We start from the raw sequence: 22173 nt of genomic DNA, 5'->3' as shown, positions 1-22173 counted from the left end.
TCAGTGGAAGGTGTGTTCCTCGGCCGGGAACTTGCCTTCCCGGACGTCCTCGGCGAACCGCCGGGCGGCGTCGTCCAGGATCGCGTCCATGTCCGCGTACTGCTTGACGAAGCGCGGCAGCCGGCCGGTGCGCAGGCCCGCCATGTCCTGCCAGACCAGCACCTGGGCGTCGGTGTAGCCGCCGGCTCCGATGCCGACCGTCGGTACCCGGATCGCATCGGTGACGCGCTTGGCGACGTCCGAGGTCACCATCTCCAGCACCACCGCGATCGCCCCGGCCTCGACCAGCGTGACCGCGTCCTCGACGATGCGGTCGGCGTCGTCACCGCGGCCCTGCACCCGGTAGCCCGACAGCAGGTTCTCGTGCTGCGGGGTGAAGCCGACGTGCGCGAACACCGGGATGCCGGCCCCGGTCAGCGCGTCGACCTGCGGCGCGACCCGCGCGCCACCCTCGAGCTTGACCGCGTGCGCGCGGCCTTCCTTCAAGAACCGGACGCCCGTGGCCAGCGCCTGCGAAGGCCCGGACTCGAACGACCCGAACGGGAAGTCGGCCACCACCATCGCACGCTTGGCCGCGCCGCTCACCGCGCGTACCAGCGGGATCAGCTCGTCCACGGTCACCGGCAGCGAGGTCTCGTTGCCGAACACGTTGTTCGACGCGGAGTCGCCGACCAGCAGGACCGGGATGCCGACCCGGTCGAACAGAGCGGCGGTGTACTGGTCGTAGGACGTGAGCATCGCCCACCGCTCACCGCGTTCCTTCGCGGCGACCAGGTCACGGGCACGGACTCGGCGGTGCGAGGGACCGCCGTACAACGACGTCTCTTCGGACATCATCGTCCCCTTTCCTCCTCGAGGCCCGCCTGCGCGGGTCCCCGGGTACGTGTTCATCGTCGCACCGGGGAGGCCCTCGTGGGCGTGGGGTTGATCACCCGGTGATACCCGTTCAGGGCGTTTCACTCGCCAGGGGGCGATTCCCCACAGGGTGCCGCAAGGCCGTAACGTCGTCGTAACAAGGCCCCGGAAGACTCCGGTCAGCAGGCTCGAAGCACCAGAACGAGGGGAAGCGTCGTGGACCGTCAGCAGGATTTCGTGCTGCGCACGCTGGAAGAGCGAGACATTCGCTTCGTCCGGCTGTGGTTCACCGATGTGCTCGGGACGCTGAAGAGCGTCTCGGTCGCGCCGGCGGAGCTCGAAGCCGCTTTCGAAGAGGGCATCGGATTCGACGGCTCGGCGATCGAGGGCTTCACCCGGGTCTACGAGGCCGACATGGTCGCGATGCCCGACCCGTCGACGTTCCAGGTGTTCCCGTTCGAGGGCGCCGGGTCCGGCGAGAGCGCCCGGATGTTCTGCGACATCCAGATGCCCGACGGGTCGCCGTCCTGGGCCGACCCGCGCCACGTGCTGCGCCGCGCCCTGCGCAAGGCCGCCGACAAGGGGTTCACGTTCTACACGCACCCCGAGATCGAGTTCTTCCTGCTGGCCGACCACCCCACCGACGGTCGCCGTCCCACCCCGGTCGACTCGGGCGGCTACTTCGACCACACCACGCACGCCACCGCGCGTGACTTCCGGCGGCAGGCCGTGCTGGCGCTCGAGCGCATCGGCATCTCGGTGGAGTTCAGCCACCACGAGACCGCGCCCGGCCAGCAGGAGATCGACCTGCGGTACGCCGACGCGCTGGCCACCGCCGACAACATCATGACGTTCCGGCACGTCATCAAGGAGGTCGCGCTCTTCCAGGGCGTCTCCGCGACGTTCATGCCCAAGCCGTTCACCGACCTGGCCGGCAACGGCATGCACACCCACCTGTCGCTGTTCGAGGGCGAGCGCAACGCGTTCCACGACCCGGGCGACCCGATGACGCTGTCGAAGACCGCCAAGGCGTTCATCGCCGGCATGCTCTTCCACGCGCGTGAGTACACCGCGGTCACCAACCAGTGGGTGAACTCCTACAAGCGGCTCTTCGGCGCTCCGCAGCACAACACGGTCAACGAGGCGCCGAGCTCGATCTGCTGGGGTCACCTCAACCGGTCGGCGCTGGTCCGGGTGCCGCGCTACGGCAAGCCGCACTCGGCGCGCGTCGAGATCCGCTCGGTCGACGCGGCCTGCAACCCGTACCTGACGTTCGCGGTGCTGCTCGCGGCCGGTCTCAAGGGCATCGAAGAGGGCTACGAGCTGCCCCCGGGCGCCGAGGACGACGTCTGGTCGCTCTCGCCCGAGGAGCGGCGCGCGCTGGGGTACCAGGACCTGCCGCACGACCTGTCCGAGGCGCTCGGCTACATGGAGAAGAGCGAACTGGTGGCCGAGACGCTCGGCGAGCAGATCTTCGACTTCTTCCTGAAGAACAAGCGCGCCGAGTGGGACGACTACCGCCGCCAGGTCACCGCGTACGAGCGGCGCCGGTACCTGCCGTTCCTCTGAGCCGGGCCCCCGCGGCTCCGGTGGTACGGGGCCGCGGGGGGCTCCAGGGTCAGGGCTCCGGCTTCGGCGGCACCACGTCGTCGGGGATGCCGGCCGCCAGGGCATCGGCGTAGGCCGCCTTCAGGCCCCGGCCGGAGAACACGCCCGCGTTGCGGAGCAGTGACGCCCACCCGGGGTCGGCCACCGTCACGCCGTGCACGAGCTCGGGTGTCGGCGCGAACGCGACCACGGCCCCGGAGGCGCGTGGGGCCACCCAGCCGCGCTTCTCCGGATCGACGTCGAACGACCGGCACGCCGACGCCACGGTCTCGCGGGTGCACGTCGCCGCACCGGACAGGACCTCCCACGGCAGCGGCAGCGACGCCCACACGCCGGTGTCGGGGTCCACGTCCGAACCGGCCGAGCGGTGCCACGCGGCCAGGTCGGCGGCCATGAGACGCATCGCCTTGCCGGGGCAGGCGACGTCGAGCAGTTCCAGGGCGCCGTTCGCGGCGAGCGCGTTCATCCAGCCCGCGCGGGCGGTGTTGTAGGCCTGCGCGATCGTGTTCCAGGTCGAGGAATCCGTGCCCCGGCGCACGATCATCGTCCGCCGGTCGATCGCCGGGTCCCAGCGGTCGCGCAGGATCTCCGCCGCGCCGCGCATCAGCGCCGACCAGCGGCCCAGCAGCTCACCACGTTGCTCGGGCGCGAGCCGCCCGACCACGTCCGGCGTCGGGTGGACCCGCGAGACCATCCACCAGTCGGTGTCCGATTCGGCCAGGCAGCGCTGGAACAGGGCGTCGGCGACCTCGTCGTAGGGGTTCGTGCGCCCGGAGAGGCTGAACTCGCGGCGCAGGTTCTTGCGGGCGACGAAGTAGGCGACGAACCGGGCCGCGACCGGATCGGCGGCGAACCGGTCGGCCGTGATGTCCGCGGCGAGCCCGGCCCGGCCGACGAGCAGCAGTTCGTGCTTGCGCAGTTCCGCGTCGAGCCGCCCGATCTTCGCGGTGAGCCGGGTCAGGAACCGCCAGCGCCGGTTGTACTGCCGCTTCGGCAGGTCGATGCCGTGCGCCGCGCGCTGCTCCCGGTCGAGGCGGTCGGTGGTGAAGTTGCCGTGGGCCGGCACCCACTCGAGCGACTCCCCGGCGCGGGCGGCGATCGCCCGCAGCATCGCCGGGTCGTGCGCGGCTCCGTCCCGGTCGACGCCGTCGACGTCGAACAGGTTCGCGAGCGTCGACAACTGCCGCTGTGCCCCGGTCGGGCGGGCATGGTCGGCGGACATCGACGAGTACCCGCCGTGGCGTCGCCAGGAGTGCTTGGCCGCGCGCTCCAGCACGGTCCGCTCGCGTCCGGTGAGGTCGTCGAAGCCCGACCGGATCAGGTCGGCGACCTCCTCGGGGCGTTCCCGGCCGTCGAGGGATGCGTGGAGCACGGCGAGGGTGTCGCTCTGCTTCGACATGGCGGTTCCTAGCGGGGTGGGCAGCGAAAAGGAGGAGACCCCGCCGACCGGTCTCGAACCGGCGACCTGTCGGTTAGCAGAGCCGACTGCTCTTCCACTGAGCTACGGCGGGGCCCGCCCTGCCGACTGGGCTCGAACCAGCGTCCACTCGGTCCCAAGAGCCGAGCGCTCTACCACTGAGCTACAGCAGGACGCCTCACGGTACGCACACCGCGCCTCTGCGCCCACTGCATTAACGGGATGGTTCGGGCCGATGGGTAGCTGCGGCGTTCCGGTCACCGGGACTCGATAGCCTGCAAGGGTGAGCAACCCACGGCTGCTGGTCATCCGGAACGACGCCGAGGACGACGCCCGTCGACTCGGGGACTGGTTGGTCGAGGCAGGCGCCGATTTGCACGTCGTCGACGCCGACGCCGGTGACGCGCTGCCGTCGGACCTGGCCGGGTTCGACGGAGTGGTCGTGATGGGCGGTGCCCAGGCGGCCTACGGCGAACCGGCGTCACCCTGGTTCCCGGCGCTGAAGGCGCTGCTGCGCGACGCGGTGCACCAGCGGGTGGCCACCCTGGGGGTCTGCCTGGGTGGTCAGCTGCTGGCCGACGCGCTGGGCGGGCGGGTGGAACCGGCCACGAACGGTCCGGAGATCGGGGCGTTCCTGGTCGCCAAGCGCGACGTCGCCGAGACCGACCCGCTCTTCGCGATGCTGCCGTTCACGCCGGACGTGTACCAGTGGCACGTCGACGAGATCACGGTCCTGCCGCCCGGCGCGGTGCTGCTCGCGTCGTCGCCCCGGGTGCCGCACCAGGCCTTCCGGATCGGCCCGAAGGCCTGGGGCATCCAGTTCCACATCGAGTGCGACCAGCCGATGCTCGAGTCCTGGGCCGCGGGTGACAACGGCTCGCTCGAACGCGCCGGGCTGGACCCGGAGACCGTGCTGGCCCGGTGCGCGGCCGTGGAGGCCGACGTCGAGGAGGTGTGGCGTCCGTTCGCGGCCCGGTTCGTCGCGGTCGCCGCGGGTCGCGGTGCCGGCCCCGGCGTGCCCCTCCCGGTGGTGGAGGCATGACCCGGCCCACCCCGGTCGGCACCAGCCGCCTGGCCCGGCTCGGGTTCCGCGATCCCGGCCGCGCCGCGGACCTGCTCGGCCCGGACGGGCTCGGCTGGTGGAGCCCGGAGGCGTCGGCTCCGGCCGGGCGCGACGGCGAGCTGCTGATCACCGAGCTCGCCGGAGCCGCCGACCCCGACCTCGCGGTGCTCACGCTGCACCGGCTGAACGCCGCCCAGAAGGAACCGGCCGCGCTCGCCGCGTCGCTCCGCGACGACGTCGGCTTCCGCCACCGCCTGCTCGGTGTCCTGGGCGCGTCGGCTGCCCTCGGGGATCACCTCTGTGCCTTTCCGGACGAGTGGCGCGCGCTCGTGACCGGCGTGTGGGAACCCTCGCCCCCGTCACCCGAGCTGCTCCGCGAGATCCTGTTGGACGCGGTGGGCGCGCCGGCCGACGCCGGGGAAACCTGGGGTAGCGGCGGGGTGAAAGCGCGGGGTGCCGGCCCGGACGTCGTGGCCGACCTGCGGCTCGTCTATCGCCGGTGCCTGCTGCGCACGGTGGCCCGCGACCTCAGCGACGCCGGGCCCACCGGCCGTTCCGACGTCGCGATGATCTCCACCGAGCTCGCCGACCTGGCCGAGGCCACGGTGCGGGCCGCGCTCGCGGTGTCCGCCGCCGCGCTGCCCGACGACGCTCCCGCGGTGCGGCTGGGCGTCATCGGCATGGGCAAGTGCGGCGGCCGGGAACTCAACTACCTGAGCGACGTCGACGTGGTGTTCGTGGCCGAGCCGGGCGCGCCCGGCGAGGAGTTCCCCGGCACCGAGAACCCGGGACCGGCGCTCCGCACGGCGACGTCGCTGGCCAGCGGCATGATCCGGATCTGCCAGGACGTGGCCTGGCAGGTCGACGCCGCGCTGCGTCCGGAGGGCAAGGACGGACCGCTGGTCCGCACGCTCGCCTCGCACGCCGCGTACTACAAGCAGTGGGCCCGCACCTGGGAGTTCCAGGCGCTGATCAAGGCCCGCCCGATCGCCGGTGACCTCGACCTCGGCATGGCCTGGATGGGTGAGGTCACGCCGCTGGTGTGGGGCACCACCACCGGGAAGTCACGCCGGGACGGCGCCGCCGGCCGCGAGGGCGCGGTCGCCGAGATCCGGGCGATGCGCCAGCGGGTCGAGCAGTCGCTGCCGGTCAAGGAGGCGGCCAGGGAGATCAAGCTCGGCCCCGGCGGGCTGCGCGACATCGAGTTCGCCGTGCAGCTGCTCCAGCTCGTCCACGGCCGGGGCGACGCCACGCTGCGCAGCGGCAACACGCTCGACGCTCTGCGTGCGCTGATCGACGGCGGGTACGTGGGCCGGCTCGACGGCGAGGCGTTCGACTCGTCCTACCGGTTCCTGCGCACGGTCGAGCACCGGCTGCAGCTGCAGCGGCTGCGCCGCACCCACAGCCTGCCCACCGACCACGACGAGCTGCGCTGGCTGGCCGCGACGCTGGGGCACCGCGGCGGGGGCGACCCGGTCGAGGCGTTCTCCGCGGAGTGGGCGCGCCACGCCCGCGAGGTGCGGCGTCTGCACGAGAAGCTCTTCTACCGCCCGCTGCTCGAGGCGGTCGCCACCGTCTCCAACGAAGACCTGCGGATGATGCCGGAGTCGGCCCAGGCGCGGCTGGAGGCGCTCGGCTTCACCGACCCGTCCGGAGCGCTGCGTCACGTCCAGGCGCTGACCCAGGGCGTCTCCCGGCGCGCGCACATCCAGCGTGCGCTGCTCCCGGCGATGCTGCGGCTCTTCGCCGACGCCCCCGATCCGGACGCCGGCCTGCTCGCCTACCGGCAGGTGTCCGACCGGCTCGGCACCACGCCGTGGTTCCTCCGCCTGGTGCGTGACGAGGGGCTGGTCGCCGAACGGCTGCCGACGCTGCTCGGCACCAGCGTCTACGTCGCCGACCTGCTCACCCACGACCCGGAGGGGCTGCGGCTGCTCGCCGAGGACAGCGAGCTGCGCCCCCGCTCCCGGGACGTGCTGCACGGTGCGTTGCGCGCGGCCGCCACCCGCCACGCGGACGCCGAGTCCTCGGTGGTCGCGGCCCGCGCGCTGCGCCGCCGGGAACTGCTGCGCACCGCGTTCGCGGACCTGCTCGGTTTCGACGACGTCGAGACCGTCGGCCGCGCGCTCACCGACGTGTCCGACGCGGTGCTGGTGGCCGCGCTGGGCGTCGCCGAACGCGTGGTGAGCGAACAGCGCGGGGGCGAGCTGCCGATGCGGATGGCGATCATCGGCATGGGCCGGCTCGGCGGCTCGGAGATGTCGTACTCCTCCGACGCCGACGTGATGTTCGTGCACGAACCGCTGGAGGGGGCGTCCGAGCACGACGCCACCGTGGCGGCGCGCGCGGTGGCCGAGGAGCTGCGTCGGCTGCTGTCGATGCCGGCCCCCGACCCGCCGCTGGGCATCGACGCCAACCTGCGTCCGGAGGGCCGCCAGGGGCCGCTGGTGCGCTCGCTCTCGTCGTACGCGGAGTACTACCGGCGGTGGTCGAAGCCGTGGGAGTGGCAGGCGCTGCTGCGGGCCCGGCCGGTGGCCGGCGACGAGGACCTGGGGCGCCGGTTCGTCGAGCTGATCGACCCGCTGCGCTACCCGGCCGAAGGGCTGGACACGGCCGCGATCACCGAGATCCGCCGGATCAAGGCCCGCGTCGACGTGGAGCGGCTGCCGCGCGGCGCCGACCCGGCCACGCACACCAAGCTGGGCCGGGGCGGGCTCGCCGACGTCGAGTGGACCGTGCAGCTGCTGCAGCTGCGCTCGGCGGCGCAGGTACCGGGGCTCCGGACGACGCAGACGATCGCGGCGCTGGGCGCGGCGCGGGACGCGTCGCTGATCAGCGAGGTCGACCACGACGCGCTGGTCGCGGCGTGGGAGCTGGCCGCGCAGGTACGCAACGGGCTGATGCTGGTGCGCGGCCGCCCGTCGGACCAGCTGCCGCGGCACGGCCGGGAGCTGATGGGGGTGGCCCGCGCGGTCGGGTGGTCGGCGGACGACGACGACACCGGCGAGTTCCTCGACGACTACCTGCGCACCATGCGGCACGGACGGCAGGCGGTGGAGCGAGTGTTCTATGCCTGACACGGTGTCGTCCCCGTCGAAGGAACCCACGACGACCGGTGGGGTGAGCGTGCGGTTGCCGGTGGGGTCGGAGCCGCCGCGCTCCGGCCGGCGCTGGGACGGGCTGCTCACCCGGCTCCTCCCGGAGTCGCACCGGATGCCGGTCACCGTCACGTTCCTGACGTCGCTGCTGCTCGCCGTCGGGTTCCTCTCGCTGCCGCTGGCCGGCACCGACCTCTCCGCGCAGGTGGCCCGCGGCCACTTCTTCGACGAGCACGGCTGGGTGCCGATCGACTTCCGCTGGTACGGCGGGGTCTACCCGTTCGGCTACAGCGCGTTCACCGGCCCGGCGAACGCGGTGTTCGGCTCCCGTGGCGTCGGCGCGATCTCGGTCGTGGTCTCCGCGGTGGCGTTCGCCTGGCTGCTCGCCCAGGTCGGCGCCCGCCGCCCGCTCACCGCCGGTGTGCTCGGCGCCGTCACCGGCGTGTTCAACCTGGTCAGCGGCCGGACAACGTTCGCGATGGGCATCGCGCTCGGCATGCTGGCGCTGTGCGTGGTGGCCGCGTCCGCGCACCGCTACCGCCCGCCGCTCGACGACTCGGCGCACTGGCTGCGGGTGCTGCTCCAGCCCCGCGCCAGCTGGTGGGAGATGGTGCTGGCCGGGACGCTGGCGGCGCTGAGCACCGCGGCGAGCCCGGTGGCCGGCCTGTTCGTCGGGTTGTGCGGCACCGCGCTGCTGCTGTCCGGCGTGGTGGCCGAAGGGCTGGTGCTCGGCATCGGCGCCGGGATCGCGATGGCCGTTCCGACGTTCGTCTTCCACGACGGCGGCGTCCAGCCGTTCAGCGAAGAGTCGATGAAGGTGTGCGTGGCCGCGTGCCTCGCGGTCGTGCTGCTGGTGCCCCGCCGGGGGTACCAGGCGGTGCGGATCGCGGCCGTGCTGTCCGCGGTGGGCGCCGCGCTCACGTACTACACGCACAACCCCGTCGGCAGTAACGTCGTGCGGCTCTCGATGCTGTTCGCGGCGCCGGTCGTCGTCGCGATCTCGACGTTCGACCGGCGGCTGCTGGTCGGCGTCGTCGCGCTGCTGTGCTGGTGGCAGCCGCCGCTGATCGGCGGCGACCTGGCCTACGCCGGGGCGAGGGAGGCGACGAAGCTCTACTACCAGCCGCTGATGAACCAGCTGGAACGCCGCGGGCCGGTCGGGCGGGTGGAGGTGGTGCCGCTGCGTGACCACTGGGAGTCGACGTACGTCGCGGACGTCGTCCCGATCGCGCGCGGCTGGGAGCGGCAGGTCGACGTCGACCGGAACCCGCTCTTCTACGACGACACGCTCGCGCCCGACACGTACCTCTCCTGGCTCTACGAGAACGCGGTCAGCTACGTCGCGGTGCCGCGCGGCGACACCCGGCTCGACCCGGCCGGGCGCGAAGAGGCGGCGCTGATCGAGGCGAACCTCTCCTACCTGCGCAAGGAGTGGGAGAACACGGACTGGTCGCTCTACCGGGTGGTCGGCGGGCCGTCGGTGGTGCCCTACCCGGCCCAGCTGGAGTCCAGCGGCGCGACCGGGGTGCGGTTCAGCAGCCCGGTGGCGACCGACCTGACCGTGCGCGTGCGCTGGTCGCCCTGGTTGGTGCTGCGTGGCCCGGAGGGGTGCATCGAGCCCGACGGGACCTGGGTGAAGGTGCGGTTGAAGCGGGCCGGCAGCTACTTCCTGACCGGGTCGTTCGACCAGCCGTGGCGCTCACGCTGCTGAGCTGACGCCGGGGGCGCCGGCCAGCGCCAGCACCGACGCCGACCCGGTGACCTCGCCGATCGCCCGGCACTCGGCGGACGCGCGCCGCGCCTCGGCGGCGTCGCCGAGGTGGGTGTGGGCCCGGGCGAGCCGGCCCAGCACCAGGCCCCGGTCGCGGCGGTAGGCCGGGGCGAGCAGCGCCAGCGCCGCGCGCAGCGGCCCCACCGCGGCGGCGGGGGAGCCCAGCAGCAGCGCGCACTCGCCGCGGGCGGCCAGCACCCAGGCCCTGGTGCAGTGCCCGCCGTAGCCGGTGCGGCCGTCACCGGCGGTCTCGCGCGCGTCGGCGAGCAGCGTGGCCCTGGTCAGCAGCGCGTCGCACCCGGTGCGGTCGCCGCGGAGCGCGGCGGTCCTGGCGCACTGGACGTACAGCGCCGCGACCAGCGGGCGGTGGGCGCCGGTGGCCTGGCCGAGCGCGGCGAGGGCGAGCGAGCGCGCCCGGTGCGGGTCGTCGGGCTCGGCGAGCCGGCTCTGGCGGTGCAGCGCCCACGCCAGCGAAGCCCGGTCGCCGCTCTCGTGGGCGCGTTCGAGGGCGCGCCCGGCCCACGTCGCCGCGTCGGTCGGCCGCCCGGTGTCCTGGTACAGCCAGGACGCGGTGAGCGCGTAGCGCGCGGAGAGGCAGAGCCGCGCGGTGCGTGCCGGACCAGTGGCCTCCAGCCCGGCCAGTACCGCGAGCGCCGCCCGGACGTCGGGCAGCGCGGCACGCGGCCCGAACAGGTTGTCGGTGCGCACGAGCAGGTGCCAGTGCCGGCGCAGGTGCTCGATCGTCTCCTCCGGCGGGACCCCGGCGAGCCGGTGCTCGAGCGGCGGGGTGCGCGGGCCGGGTGGCGTGCCCACCGCGGCGCGGGCGGCGTTGAGCGTGCCGCGCGCAGCGAGCACCTCGTCGCACCGGCGGTAGAAGTCGGCCGACCGGACGTCACCGGTCTCGGCGTTGGCGATCGTCGAGCGGCTGTAGCCCACCCGGTGGGCCAGCTCCCGCTGGGTGAGCCCGGCGCGGGTGCGGTGGTGGCGCAGCAGCGCGGCCAGCGAGGTGGGGCGGTCGGTGCCAGTCACACGCGTACTCCTTCCGAACCCGGACGTGCGGCCCGGACCGCGTCCGGGGACGGCCCGGCCAGTGTCCGGACCGTGCCCGGCGATGTCCGGCCGTCCGTCCGGTGTCCGGCATCTTAGAAGCGCCGTCGGACATTTCGCCGGACCGACTGTGCTGCCCTCACGAACGCCGGAACCACTGGCGCGCGAGGGGGAGGAGAGCCCCGATGTCCGCGCACGACCCCTGCTTCGACCCGCCGGCCCGGCCGTCCGCCGGAGCCGGCGCCACGTCGCCGTGGCGCGTCTGGCCACTCGGACGCAACCGGTGGCTCCTGCTCCGCGAGGACGACCCGGTCGCCGAACTCGGTGTGCTCGGCACCGCCGAGTGGTGGGTCCGTCCGATCGGTGACGTCCTGCCCTGGGCCGAGACCTACGCCGGCCGGAGCGCCGCGAGCCGCGCGGTGATCGTGTGGTGGCTGCACACCCACCCGTTCGGGGACGACACGTGAGCACCGGATCTCGCTCGCGCGGCCCCCGCGGCGCCGGTACGGTGGCCTCGTCCGGGGTCGGATCGAACCGAGGAGGTGAGACCCATTCACGTCAGGCGCGATCGGGCACTCTCCTCCGGCGGCCGAACCGCTCGCACGCGGTAGGCGGCCGTGGGAGTGCCTTCACGGTGAAAGGCCTCCCCATGTCAGGTCCCTCGTCCCCACTCTCACCGCGGGCCATCGTCGGCCGCTTACGTGCCGCCGGGTGCGTCTTCGCCGAAGACGAAGCCCGGCTGCTCATCGCCGCGTCGCCGTCACCGGCGGAGCTCGGCACGATGGTCGACCGGCGCGTGGCCGGTCTGCCGCTCGAACACGTCCTGGGCTGGGCCGAGTTCTGCGGTCTGCGGATCACCGTCGACCCGGGGGTGTTCGTGCCCCGTCGCCGCACCGAGCTGCTCGTCCGGGAGGCCTCGCGGCCGGCCCCGCCGGCGGCCACGGTCGTCGACCTGTGCTGCGGCTCCGGCGCTCTCGGCGCGGCGCTGGCCAGCCGCCTGCCCGACGTCGACCTGCACGCCGTCGACATCGACCCGGCCGCCGTACGGTCCGCCCGGCGCAACGTCCGCGGCCGGGTGTACCACGGCGACCTCTACGAGCCGCTGCCGCCGACGCTGCGCGGCCGCGTCGACGTCGTGCTGGCCAACGCCCCCTACGTGCCCTCCGAGGCGATCCGGCTCCTGCCGCCGGAGTCGCGGATCCACGAGCCCCGGGTGGCCCTGGACGGGGGAGCCGACGGCCTGGACGTCCTGCGTCGCGTCGTCGCCGGAGCGGCCGGCTGGCTGACCCCGGGCGGTCGCCTGCTGATGGAGACGAGCCACCACCAGGCCGCCGCGTTGGCGTCGTGCACGGAAGCGGCGGGCCTGGAGTGCCGCGTGGTGTCCAGCGAGGACGCCACGGTCGTGGTCGCCGAAACGCCGAAGGCCGCCTCCCGATAACGGGAAGGCGGCCCGGCGACGGACTGACGGTGGTGCGCCGGCCGGCTAGGGCCGGCGCACCGATGGATCAAGAGCATGGGCAGGTCCTACCGAAGGCGGTCTAGTCGTATGCTCGTTATCCTGCGCCCGATCTACGGCATAAACGGCGGCTACGGTGGTCATGGAACGTCTGATGCTCTTTTTTGAAATGCGTTGGAATCCCCGCCCCGCCATTCAGGTTAGGCGGCACTTCCTAGGCGGCCGAGCACAATACTCGGCAATCGATCGATGATCGGGAGAGTCATCTCGTGTACGTCGCCTAGACCATCCCGTATTCGGATCGTAATGTCGAGCTGATCAAGTTCGGCGATTCCCCGAACGGTGAACCATGCAATCATTGTTCCTTCGGAGGATTGCACAACAGGCGGATATGTGGCACCCGGCCCTTGTTCGCGCACGAAATAGTCAAGCCCGTCCCGTAGCTTGCGAGACCTCATTGCCGAGTTAATCTCCGAAAGCGTTATAGGAACTGATCTGGGGGCGCCAACAAAACGAACGACATAGGAATAATGCTCCACAGTGGCGATGCCAGGGCCGCCGTTGTATAGCCATACGCCCCACTTTTTAGCTTTCTCAATATCTTTCGAATTTGTCGAGCTGGTGAACTCGTCTATCGGCCTATCGGTAATCGCAAATGCCATCGACGGCCGATTGGCGCGCGCCCACTGAAGGCGGGTCAGTAGAAGGCCCACCACAACCACGAGCAGGGTAGCAGTTGACTGCCTATCGAGGAACGAAAATTTGAACGGCCAAGTTCTGGCCAAACTCGGCGCGTTTACTCTGATTTCCTCCCAAATAAAGTTTGAGGCAAGAATTACTAGGAGGATGCTGGGAAGATGGACGAACAGAAATGAACGTTCGACAACTCGCTGGATTTCAGGGAAGTCTTCGCGCGACTTCCTACGCGCCTCGTGAGCCATTGCAACGCTCCTCCCGAAGCGGTAGATACTCCGATAATTAGTAACTCTACGATATTCGAACTTGCAAGTTCAATGCTTTGATCGCTTTCGGCCATGATTTTGCATCTTTAGGAACTTTGGTCCCGTTGGGCGTCACCCGACTCTCGGTTCGCACTCCAGCAAGTAGGCGCAGGGCTGTCGCGCCTGAACGGCCGTCGTGCATGCTCCACAGGGTTTCGTGATGACCTGATTTCTTGGTGCTGACGCTCTTTCTTATCCAAAAGTTTGCTGTCGCTTTCGCCTTCAGTCAAACTTTTATTGCTATCACACTTGTCGTATTTGGACGATTCTTGTATGTGCTCAGGCGGAATTGCTATTTTGATGCACCTTCGCCCATCGTGGGGGTCCCGGACAAACTCGAAAATCTCGTCATAGAAGAAGGCCAATGGCTGAGCCTGACAAAGGGCCTTATGGCGGCGCTAGGTCAAATTGAACGAGGCTCTGTCGCGACACCGCATCGGGCGGTCTGAGCGCGGATGCGTCGAAACCTCCTCTCGGGCAACCGATCGTGGAGCCAAGAAATCGTTGCTGTCTGAAGCTTCCCGTCGGACATGGTCCCGCCGGCTTCAGCTAGACATAGAGCACGCAGAGGCTCGGGCACAAGGGCAGGCCGAGGCCGTTACCTACGTGCGGAGCAGTCTCGACCTTAACGGGATGGGCGCGAACAAGTCTTGCCACCCTCCGCCCGCTCAGTTCGTCGATGGCTGGCGGCGCCGCCGCGTTTCGCACCCATCGCCGAGCGGCCGCCGTCGGGCGTCAGCAGAGGCCGTTTCCCTCCGCGGCGGGTGTGGCGGCCCATTCGGCGCCGCCCCTGAAGACGTATAGGAACTTCTCACAGTGCTTGGCGTCAACAATCTCTACGATCATCGGCACGAGTGCCGACTGATTTTATCTAAATACCGGGCCTTCGATTCGGCGGTTCAGTGCGCCTTTCCGCCCGTGCTGCAAACGTACGGGAGTTGATGAGCGCTTGCGCTCGGCGGAACTTCACTGGTCGACATTATGGACGCGACACCGTCAGCGCGATGATTTGACCTGTCCATGTCAAACGGCCGTGGCAAGCCTGTCTTGAAGCCGACTGACCTGCATGGTCGGGGGATGCGAAACCAGGTTCGCTTCGCCAACTCGGATGGCAGGGAGCGGAGGAACTCTTTCCTAATCGCGAAAAGAGTCAGGCTGGCCACACCGATCCCGGGTTCACGCGCCGGACCTACACGCACCTCATGCCGAGCAGCGAGGCCAGAACGCGGAAGGCCGTCGACCGCATGCTTCGTGGTGAAGCAAATACGGCCGACGGCCTGGCGACGTCCTGACGTGGACTCCGACCTGTGTTACCCCAGGTCAGGGCCTACCGCTCGATCAGATGTCGTAGTACAGCGCGAACTCGTGCGGGGTCGGGCGCAGGCGCACCGGGTCGACCTCGTTGGCCCGCTTGTACTCGATCCAGGTCGAGATGAGGTCGGGCGTGAAGACGCCGCCCTCGAGCAGGTAGTCGTGGTCCACCTCGAGGCGGTCGAGCACCTCGGGGAGCGAACCGGGAACCTGCGCGACCTCGGCCAGCTCGTCCGGCGCGAGCTCGTAGAGGTCCTTGTCGACCGGCGTCGGCGGCTCGATCTTGTTCTTGATGCCGTCGAGGCCGGCCATCAGCATCGCGGAGAACGCGAGGTACGGGTTGGCCGACGGGTCGGGCACGCGGAACTCGATGCGCTTGGCCTTCGGGCTGCTCACGATCGGGATACGCGTGCAGGCCGAGCGGTTGCGCTGCGAGTACACCAGGTTCACCGGGGCCTCGTAGCCCGGCACGAGGCGCCGGTACGAGTTGACGGTGGGGTTGGTGAACGCGAGCAGCGACGGTGCGTGCGTGAGCAGACCACCGATGTACCAGCGCGCGGTGTCCGAGAGACCGGCGTAGCCAGCCTCGTCGTACATGAGCGGGTTGCCGTCCTTCCACAGGCTCTGGTGGGTGTGCATACCCGAGCCGTTGTCACCGAAGAGCGGCTTCGGCATGAAGGTGACGGTCTTGCCGGCGTTCCACGCGGTGTTCTTGATGATGTACTTGAACAGCATCAGGTTGTCGGCGGAGTGCAGCAGCGTCGAGAACTTGTAGTTGATCTCGGCCTGGCCGGCGGTGCCCACCTCGTGGTGACCGCGCTCGACGGTGATGCCCACCTGCTGGAGATTGTTCACCATGGTGTCGCGCAGGTCGGCGAAGTGGTCGATCGGGGGAACCGGGAAGTACCCACCCTTGTAGTTGGTCTTGTAACCCCGGTTGCCGCCCTCCTCTTCCTTACCGCTGTTCCAGGCGCCCTCGACCGAGTCGACGTAGTAGTACGAGCTGTGCTGGTTCGTGTCGAAGCGGATCGAGTCGAAGATGTAGAACTCCGCCTCGGCACCGAAGTACGCGGTGTCGGCGATGCCGCTGTTGGCCAGGTACTGCTCGGCCTTCTTCGCGATGTTGCGCGGGTCGCGGGAGTAGGCCTCGCGGGTGAACGGGTCGGCGATGAAGAAGTTCAGCGCGATCGTCTTGTTCACCCGGAAGGGGTCCACGAACGCCGTCGACACGTCCGGCAGCAGCAGCATGTCCGACTCGTGGATCTGCTGGAAGCCGCGGATGGACGACCCGTCGAACGCCAGCCCCTCTTCGAGGATGTCGGCGTCGAACGACTCGATCGGGACCGTGAAGTGCTGCATGACACCCGGCAGGTCACAGAATCGGACGTCGACGAAGCGAACGCCCTCGTCCTGGATGTACCGGAGCAGTTCGTCGGGCTGGGAAAACATCCATCCTCCGTCAGTGTGGGTCGCTGGCCACAACGTAGGAAGCCCCGGTTGCCTGCCAATGTCCCATCAGTTTCGCCGATGTTAACCAGGGTGACGAGACGAAGGCCGAGGCGCCCATTCCCGGACAGCTTAGGACGAAGCCTACGGGCGGCGTAAGTCACGTTCCCGCTGGCCCCGGCCGTGCCGTTAGGGTCGTCGTGTGAGCTCTACCGCCATCGGCCCTCCGTCAACCGCCTCGTTCGGACGTCGTGCCGCGGCGTTTCTCGTCGACGGCGTCCTCTGCGCGATGGTGGCCGGGCTGTTCACCTACCCCGACCCGCCGGGCGGTTGGAGCACGGTGGTGTTCCTGGTGGCCTACACGGGGTTCATCGGTCTGTTCGGCGAGTCGCCCGGCATGCGGCTGCTCAAGATCCACTGCCAGGGCATCGCCGACGGCCGCCCGATCGGACTCGGCCGCGCGCTGCTCCGCACGGTGCTGATCATCCTGCTGATCCCGGCCCTGCTCATCACGAGCGACGGCCGGCGCTGGCACGACAAGGTGACCGGCTCCCTCGTCGTGCCCAACGGCAAGGGCTAACGCCCCCGGTACATCTGCTGCTTCGCGCCCTTCATGGCGCGGGCCGACTTCGGCATCGGGCCCTTGGGGATCGGGGGACGGGCGCCGCCGAGGCCCTGGAGGCGCTGCGCCACCTGGCCGACCTGGCCCGGCGTCAAGCTCTTGGGCATCTTCTGCAGGTGCGACTGCAGCTTTCGGATCGAAACCTTGTCCTCGTCCTCGCCGACGATCACGTCGTGGATCGCGACGTCGGTCAGCACCCGGCTGACCCGCTTCCGCTCGGTGCTGATCAGCTGCTTTACCCGGTGCGGCGCGCCCTCACCGAGCAGGACCACGCCCGGCCGGCCCACGACGCGGTGGACGACGTCCTGCTGCTGGCTGACCTGCACGGCCGGCGTGAACTTCCAGTTGCGCTGGTTGCGGTTGCCCGGCATCGACTCCAGCACCGCCAGCGCGGCCCCCGGCTGCCCCTCGACCTGCGCGTACGTCGCCTTCTGCACGCGGCGGCTGAACACGATGAGCGTCGCGAGAACGGCGATCAGCACCGCGAGCGGCACGATGACCCACAGCCCGGTGAGCCAGGCGACGCCGATACCGACGAGGAGCGGCACCAGGAACGCCGCGAGCATCAGCGGGACGATCAGACGATCGTGCCCCCGAACGAACTTGAACACCTGGAAGATCTGTCGGACCCGCTGGCGGAAGCCGACTTTTTCGGGGGTGGCGGAGGTCATGCTCCAAGTCTAGAGCGCGGTCTGACCCTGCAGAATGGCGAGCCCGATCAGATGTGCTGGTTGGCCCGGCGGGCCATCACCGGCGGCACCGCGAACGCGGCGGCCGCTTCCCGGCGGTCACGGGCCCGACGGTTGTCCTCGCTCATCGCTGCCCAGGCGTTACGACGCGCGGTGCGCTGGCCCCCCTCGGGGAGCAGCGCGATCGCCGACGTGAACAGCTGGCGCAGTGGCTGGGCGGCAGTCACAGCAACCTCCTGCTTACTAAAAGTAAACTCACGCTTACGTTCCGCAGATACATCATGCCGGACCGCCGTGTCCGACGTGTGTCCTCCGCGTATCTAGACCGCGGCGATCGCCGTCGCGCGCGCCTCGATCGCCTGCTGGTAGAGCCGGCCGGCGCGGTACGACGAGCGCACCAGCGGCCCGGAGAGCACCCCCGCGAAGCCGATCTCCTCGGCCTGCTCGCGGAACGTCACGAACTCCTCCGGCTTGACCCAGCGGGAGACCGGGTGGTGCCGCGGCGACGGACGCAGGTACTGGGTGATCGTCACCAGATCGCACCCGGCGCCGTGCAGGTCGCGCAGCGCCTCGGTGACCTCCTCCGGCTCCTCGCCCATGCCGAGGATGAGGTTGGACTTGGTGACCAGGCCGGCGGCCCGCGCCTGCCGGATGACGTCCAGCGACCGCTCGTAGCGGAAGCCGGGGCGGATCCGCTTGAAGATGCGTGGCACGGTCTCGATGTTGTGCGCGAACACCTCGGGTGCGGACGCGAAGACCTCGGCGAGCAGCTCGGGAACCGCGTTGAAGTCGGGAGCGAGCAGCTCGACGCCGGTGCCCGGGTTCAGCTCGTGGATCTGCCGGACGGTCTCGGCGTAGAGCCACGCCCCACCGTCGGGCAGGTCGTCGCGGGCGACGCCGGTGACGGTGGAGTAACGCAGCCCCATCGCCTGGACGCTCTCGGCCACCCGGCGGGGCTCGTCCCGGTCGAGCGCCTTCGGCTTGCCGGTGTCGATCTGGCAGAAGTCACAGCGCCGGGTGCACTGGTCGCCACCGATCAGGAACGTGGCTTCGCGGTCTTCCCAGCACTCGTAGATGTTCGGACAGCCGGCCTCTTCGCAGACCGTGTGCAGGCCCTCGCGCTTCACCAGGCCCTTGAGGTCGGTGTACTCGGGGCCCATCTTGGCCGTCACGCGGATCCAGGGTGGCTTGCGCTCGATCGGAGTCTCCGCGTTGCGGGCCTCCAACCGGAGCAGTTTGCGTCCTTCGGGCTGCACCGTCGTCACAGCACCAAAGCCTACGCCGGTTTGAGTACCGGACGACGTGGCGCGGCTCACCCCTCAGTCCAGCGTGATCTCCAGGCCGATCTGGCCGCGCCGCCCGACGCCGATCAGCCGCCCGATGGTGGCCCCGAGCGCGGCGATCCGGAACTTCCAGCCGTACTTCGCCTTCAGGGCCGCGTCCAGGGTGCGCTTCTCGTCGCGGCGCATGATGCGCACGTGCGCGGGCACCGGGTCGCCGAGCAGGGAGCCGCCCTGGTCACAGGGGGCGACAGTGGCCACGGGCGCGTGACGCAGCCGCTTGACCTTGCCCGACTCGGCGCCGGTCCAGACCAGGAGCCGGCCGCCGAACGGCGCCGCCCACACGGTGGTGGGCACCGCGGTGCCGTCCCGCCGGAACGTGGTGAGGCTCACGTACGGCTCGGCCGCCAGTTCGGCGAACGCGGACGTCTGGGACACCTGGCCACCTCCGGTAGGACGGATACGGTCGGGTTTGCCTACCACAAAGGTGGTGATGCCGTCCGGCCGTTGCGCCCGAGCCGGGGTTTCAGGCCCGGTCGGGGCCGCCCGCGAGCATCGGCAGCCGCGGCTGCACCAGGGCCACCGCGTCGGCGACCGTGACCGTGCGACCGAGCTCGGCCGAGAGCGACGTGACGCCGGCGTCCTGGATGCCGCAGGGCACGATGTTGCCGAAGCCGCGCAGCTCGGGGTCGCAGTTGAGCGCGAACCCGTGCATCGCCACCCGGCGGCTGACCCGCACGCCGATCGCGGCGATCTTGCGCTCCGGGCCGCGGTCGTCGGCCGGGAGCCACACGCCGGTGCGGCCTTCGACGCGGGTGGTGGCCAGGCCGAACTCCGCGCAGACCTCGATCAGCATCGCTTCGATGCGCCGCACGTACGCGACGACGTCGAGCGGGCGGGGCAGCTGGACGATCGGGTACCCGACCAGCTGGCCGGGGCCGTGCCAGGTGATCTTGCCGCCGCGGTCGACGTCGACGACCGGGGTGCCGTCGAACGGGCGCTCGAACGGCTCGGTGCGGCGACCGGCGGTGTAGACGTCGTAGTGCTCGAGCAGGAGCACGGTGTCGGGGATCTCGTCGGCGACGCGCAGCGCGTGCAACCGGCGCTGTTCCTCCCAGACCTCGCGGTAGTCGTTCAGACCCGGCAGGAGCCGCACGTCGGTGGGGGCCGTAGCGAGCGTCATGCTCGAAGCCTACGCCCGCAGCACCCCGACCCAGCCGTGCGTGCGGGCGATCGCCCCGAGCGTGGAGTCGTCGAGAACGTCGAGCGCGTGCTGGTCGCTGCCGAGGCGCCCGGCGACCGCCGACGCCAGCTCGGTGGCCCGGTAGGGCGCCAGCTCCAGCAGATCGAGCGCGATGCGCCACCAGCCGGGATCGGCGTCGGCGGCGAGCGGACCGCCGGAGCGGTACCAGGCGGCCAGCCCGTCGATCAGGTCGGCGCCGAGCCCGTCGGGGTCGGTGAGCCTGGCCACCGCGGCCACCGTGCGGGCGGCGCCACCGTCCCACCCGTCGAGGTGGCGGATCACGAGCGGGTGCAGCGACGACTCGCCCAGCGCGCCGGCCGCCTCCACCTCGAGCAGCCACACGTCGGACCGGCACAGCGCCGCCCGGACGGCGGGCAGCGCCCGCGGATCACGCCGCCGCGCCAGGCCGATCAGCGCCTCGCGCCGGGCCTCGCCGTGCCGGTCGGTGAGCCGGGCGGCCAACGCCTCACGCACGGTGGTGCCGTCGACCTCGTCCATCTGGGTGCCCAGCCCGAAGCACGCCCAGTTCCGGACGTCACCGTGGGGGTCGCTCGTCAGGCTGATCAGCGCGTCGACCGCGAGCGGCGCGAACGGGGCGTTGATCTCCATCGCCGCGAGGTGCGGCAGCGCGCGGGCCACGGCCGTACGCACCGCGGGCGCGTCGTGGTCGACGAGACCGAGCACGGGCCCGAACGCCGCGACCTCTCCGGCGGCGGCGTCGACGGCGCCCGCCAGATCGTCCGGCTCCGAGGTCGGGTCCCCGGCGAGTGTGGTGAGGTCCATGCGATCACCGTCCCCCGAACGCGAACGCCTTACACCGGAACGATCGCACCGTCCCGTCGAGAAGAGACTACGGCGCGCCGTCGACTGTTCGCCCGTGGTTGTGGACAACCACGGGCCCGATGCGACGGGTGCGACTGGAGTTCCTCCCGTCCCTCACTGCCGGAAATACGCCTGTGGACGCGGCGAGCGGGGCCGCCGCGACCGGCCTACCGTTCGGCGCCATGGACGCAACCACACGATTACGCGTCGGCGAGGTGGTGGCGGTGTTCGCGCCCCTCGCCGAGGCCCTCGCCCCCGGGGATCGGGCCGGGCAGCTCGCCGCGCTCGCCGTGCGCTCGCTGCTCGGCCTCCCCACGGGGCCCGGTCTCCCGGCCGGGTGGCCCGAGCGGCTGGTCGCGAACGGGGTGCCGGCCGGCCTGGTGGCCGTGCTGGCGGCGGCCGTCGCCGAGCGCGTCCCCACCGCCCGCGAGGTGGCCGCCGCCCTCCGGGAGACGTGCGACCCGATCCCGGTTCAGCCCAGCGAGTAGCGCAGAGCGGAGGCCAGCGTGGCGTCGGTGAAGTGGAACCCGTGGTCGAGCAGCACGCCGGGAACGGCGCGCTTGCTCGACAGGATGCCGTTGTCGGCGAAGTCGCCCAGCGCGAGGCGCAGCGCGAACGGCGGCACCGGTGCCAGCGCGGGCCGGTGCACCTGCCGGGCGAACTCGGCGGTGAACTCGGCGTTGGTCACCGGCTCGGGGCCCACCAGGTTCACCGGGCCGCTGACGTCCTCGGTGAGCAGGAACCGGATCGCGGCCACCTCGTCGCGCAGCGAGATCCACGGCCACCACTGCCGCCCCGACCCGAGGCGGCCGCCGAGCCCGGCCTTGAACAGCGGCTTCAGGCGCCCCATCAGCCCGCCGGAGGGGCCCATGACGAGCCCGGAGCGCAGGTGCGCCACCCGGATACCGGCCTCCTCGGCCGGGCCGGTGGCGGCCTCCCAGACGCGGCACAGGTCGGCCAGGAAACCGGTGCCGAACGGCGCGTCCTCGCGGAGCTCCCGGTCCCCGGTGTCGCCGTACGCGTCGATGCCCGACGCGGAGATCAGCACCTTCGGCGGCTTCTCGGCCCGCGCGGCCGCGGTCGCGATCGTCCGGGTGCTGTCGACGCGGCTGTCGATGAGCGTCGCCTTGTACCGGGAGGTCCACCGCCGGTCGCCCACGCCGGCGCCGGAGAGGTGCACGATCGCGTCCGCGCCCGAGAGTGCCGCCGGGTCGAGGCGGCCGGCCGCCGGGTCCCACCGCAGCTGGTCGGGGCCGGTCGGCTCGCGGCGCACCAGCCGGAGCACCTCGTGCCCGTCCCGGCGCAGGTCCTCGACCAGCGACGTGCCGATCAGTCCACTGGCCCCGCTCACCACGATCCTCATGCCGCGATCCTCTCGCGGCGCCACGCCGCCCGCGACTCGACACGACCCGCACCGGCCCGAACGGCGACGGCCCGCCCCACG

21 protein-coding genes, 2 tRNA genes and 1 pseudogene are annotated in these 22173 nt (G+C 71.0%); 10 read left to right on the top strand and 14 right to left on the bottom strand.

From position 1 onward, the window contains the following. Window positions 1–834, bottom strand: coding sequence for a 3-methyl-2-oxobutanoate hydroxymethyltransferase (gene panB, locus ABD437_RS16320; RefSeq protein ID WP_425558167.1), 834 nt, complete (start codon window positions 832–834; stop codon window positions 1–3). Window positions 835–1071: 237 nt separating this feature from the next. Here panB and ABD437_RS16315 point away from each other — a divergent pair, with 237 nt between their 5' ends. Next, window positions 1072–2424, top strand: coding sequence for a glutamine synthetase family protein (locus ABD437_RS16315; RefSeq protein WP_344649691.1), 1353 nt, complete (start codon window positions 1072–1074; stop codon window positions 2422–2424). Window positions 2425–2473: 49 nt separating this feature from the next. On the opposite strand, the gene ABD437_RS16310 is transcribed toward ABD437_RS16315, so the two are convergent. The 3 genes from ABD437_RS16310 to ABD437_RS16300 all read right to left on the bottom strand — a co-directional run bounded on the left by ABD437_RS16310 (window position 2474) and on the right by ABD437_RS16300 (window position 4053). Further along, on the bottom strand, window positions 2474–3862 hold the full coding sequence (locus ABD437_RS16310; RefSeq protein WP_344649690.1) for a hypothetical protein: 1389 nt from the start codon (window positions 3860–3862) through the stop codon (window positions 2474–2476). 38 nt (window positions 3863–3900) lie between these two features. Then, window positions 3901–3974, bottom strand: a tRNA-Gln gene (locus tag ABD437_RS16305). 5 nt (window positions 3975–3979) lie between these two features. Beyond that, window positions 3980–4053, bottom strand: a tRNA-Lys gene (locus ABD437_RS16300). Window positions 4054–4163: 110 nt separating this feature from the next. Here ABD437_RS16300 and ABD437_RS16295 point away from each other — a divergent pair. Genes ABD437_RS16295 through ABD437_RS16285 form a run of 3 tightly spaced genes read left to right on the top strand, consistent with a single transcriptional unit; the run spans window position 4164 to window position 9752 of the window. Continuing rightward, window positions 4164–4922, top strand: coding sequence for a type 1 glutamine amidotransferase (locus ABD437_RS16295; protein WP_344649689.1), 759 nt, complete (start codon window positions 4164–4166; stop codon window positions 4920–4922). After that, a complete protein-coding gene (locus ABD437_RS16290; protein ID WP_344649688.1) occupies window positions 4919–8020 on the top strand; it encodes a bifunctional [glutamine synthetase] adenylyltransferase/[glutamine synthetase]-adenylyl-L-tyrosine phosphorylase in 3102 nt (1033 codons plus the stop codon). Before ABD437_RS16295 ends, ABD437_RS16290 begins: the two co-directional genes overlap by 4 nt. Then, window positions 8013–9752: a hypothetical protein gene (locus ABD437_RS16285; protein WP_344649687.1), complete on the top strand. Its 1740-nt coding sequence runs from the start codon at window positions 8013–8015 to the stop codon at window positions 9750–9752. Before ABD437_RS16290 ends, ABD437_RS16285 begins: the two co-directional genes overlap by 8 nt. On the opposite strand, the gene ABD437_RS16280 is transcribed toward ABD437_RS16285, so the two are convergent. Further along, window positions 9741–10841 carry an NsdA family TPR-like regulatory protein gene (locus ABD437_RS16280; protein WP_344649686.1) on the bottom strand — a complete coding sequence of 367 codons (1101 nt, stop codon included), beginning with the start codon at window positions 10839–10841 and terminating at the stop codon, window positions 9741–9743. The two genes, ABD437_RS16285 and ABD437_RS16280, sit on opposite strands and share 12 nt — an antisense overlap. A 203-nt stretch (window positions 10842–11044) precedes the next feature. Here ABD437_RS16280 and ABD437_RS16275 point away from each other — a divergent pair, with 203 nt between their 5' ends. Then, the gene (locus tag ABD437_RS16275; protein WP_344649685.1) at window positions 11045–11326 is read left to right on the top strand and encodes a hypothetical protein; all 282 of its coding nucleotides are present in this window, start codon (window positions 11045–11047) and stop codon (window positions 11324–11326) included. Between the two features lie 182 nt (window positions 11327–11508). Next, complete coding sequence (locus ABD437_RS16270; RefSeq protein ID WP_344649684.1) at window positions 11509–12297, top strand: putative protein N(5)-glutamine methyltransferase; 789 nt, start codon at window positions 11509–11511, stop codon at window positions 12295–12297. Window positions 12298–12515: 218 nt separating this feature from the next. Here the strand turns inward: ABD437_RS16270 and ABD437_RS16265 are convergent, their stop codons facing one another. After that, window positions 12516–13256: a hypothetical protein gene (locus ABD437_RS16265; RefSeq protein WP_344649683.1), complete on the bottom strand. Its 741-nt coding sequence runs from the start codon at window positions 13254–13256 to the stop codon at window positions 12516–12518. A 233-nt stretch (window positions 13257–13489) separates the two neighbouring features. On the opposite strand from ABD437_RS16265, the gene ABD437_RS16260 reads away from it, so the two are divergent. Next, window positions 13490–13765, top strand: coding sequence for a hypothetical protein (locus ABD437_RS16260; protein WP_344649682.1), 276 nt, complete (start codon window positions 13490–13492; stop codon window positions 13763–13765). A gap of 708 nt (window positions 13766–14473) precedes the next feature. Continuing rightward, window positions 14474–14608: pseudogene (locus ABD437_RS16255) on the top strand (tyrosine-type recombinase/integrase); the annotation flags it as partial. Window positions 14609–14654: 46 nt separating this feature from the next. Here ABD437_RS16255 and glnA read toward each other — a convergent pair. Next, window positions 14655–16076 carry a type I glutamate--ammonia ligase gene (gene glnA, locus ABD437_RS16250; protein ID WP_344649681.1) on the bottom strand — a complete coding sequence of 474 codons (1422 nt, stop codon included), beginning with the start codon at window positions 16074–16076 and terminating at the stop codon, window positions 14655–14657. 199 nt (window positions 16077–16275) lie between these two features. On the opposite strand from glnA, the gene ABD437_RS16245 reads away from it, so the two are divergent. Further along, a complete protein-coding gene (locus tag ABD437_RS16245; RefSeq protein ID WP_344649680.1) occupies window positions 16276–16653 on the top strand; it encodes an RDD family protein in 378 nt (125 codons plus the stop codon). Here ABD437_RS16245 and ABD437_RS16240 read toward each other — a convergent pair. From ABD437_RS16240 to ABD437_RS16215, 6 genes are all read right to left on the bottom strand, one after another. Continuing rightward, a complete protein-coding gene (locus ABD437_RS16240) occupies window positions 16650–17366 on the bottom strand; it encodes a DUF4191 domain-containing protein (RefSeq protein ID WP_344649679.1) in 717 nt (238 codons plus the stop codon). The genes ABD437_RS16245 and ABD437_RS16240 overlap by 4 nt on opposite strands. Before the next feature lie 47 nt (window positions 17367–17413). Further along, the gene (locus ABD437_RS16235) at window positions 17414–17611 is read right to left on the bottom strand and encodes a hypothetical protein (RefSeq protein WP_344649678.1); all 198 of its coding nucleotides are present in this window, start codon (window positions 17609–17611) and stop codon (window positions 17414–17416) included. Window positions 17612–17704: 93 nt separating this feature from the next. Next, entirely contained in the window at window positions 17705–18649 is a 945-nt protein-coding gene (gene lipA, locus ABD437_RS16230) for a lipoyl synthase (RefSeq protein WP_344649677.1), read from the bottom strand. A 54-nt stretch (window positions 18650–18703) separates the two neighbouring features. Next, window positions 18704–19102, bottom strand: a complete 399-nt coding sequence (locus ABD437_RS16225) for a PPOX class F420-dependent oxidoreductase (RefSeq protein WP_344649676.1) — start codon at window positions 19100–19102, stop codon at window positions 18704–18706. Between the two features lie 88 nt (window positions 19103–19190). After that, entirely contained in the window at window positions 19191–19847 is a 657-nt protein-coding gene (gene lipB / locus ABD437_RS16220) for a lipoyl(octanoyl) transferase LipB (RefSeq protein ID WP_344649675.1), read from the bottom strand. A gap of 9 nt (window positions 19848–19856) precedes the next feature. Then, window positions 19857–20690 (bottom strand): HEAT repeat domain-containing protein, encoded by an 834-nt coding sequence (locus ABD437_RS16215; RefSeq protein WP_344649674.1) that lies wholly within the window; start codon window positions 20688–20690, stop codon window positions 19857–19859. 221 nt (window positions 20691–20911) lie between these two features. Between ABD437_RS16215 and ABD437_RS16210 the strand changes: the two genes are divergently transcribed. Further along, window positions 20912–21217, top strand: a complete 306-nt coding sequence (locus ABD437_RS16210; protein ID WP_344649673.1) for a hypothetical protein — start codon at window positions 20912–20914, stop codon at window positions 21215–21217. Here ABD437_RS16210 and ABD437_RS16205 read toward each other — a convergent pair. Beyond that, window positions 21202–22092, bottom strand: coding sequence for a TIGR01777 family oxidoreductase (locus tag ABD437_RS16205; RefSeq protein ID WP_344649672.1), 891 nt, complete (start codon window positions 22090–22092; stop codon window positions 21202–21204). The two genes, ABD437_RS16210 and ABD437_RS16205, sit on opposite strands and share 16 nt — an antisense overlap. Between the last annotated feature and the right edge of the window lie 81 nt (window positions 22093–22173).

The sequence above is a fragment of the Cryptosporangium japonicum genome, from assembly GCF_039524755.1.
In the GTDB taxonomy this organism is placed as follows: Bacteria; Actinomycetota; Actinomycetes; order Mycobacteriales; family Cryptosporangiaceae; genus Cryptosporangium; species Cryptosporangium japonicum.
The sequence above is the reverse complement of the archived record's forward strand: the minus strand, read 5'-3'. Positions and strand labels throughout refer to the sequence as shown.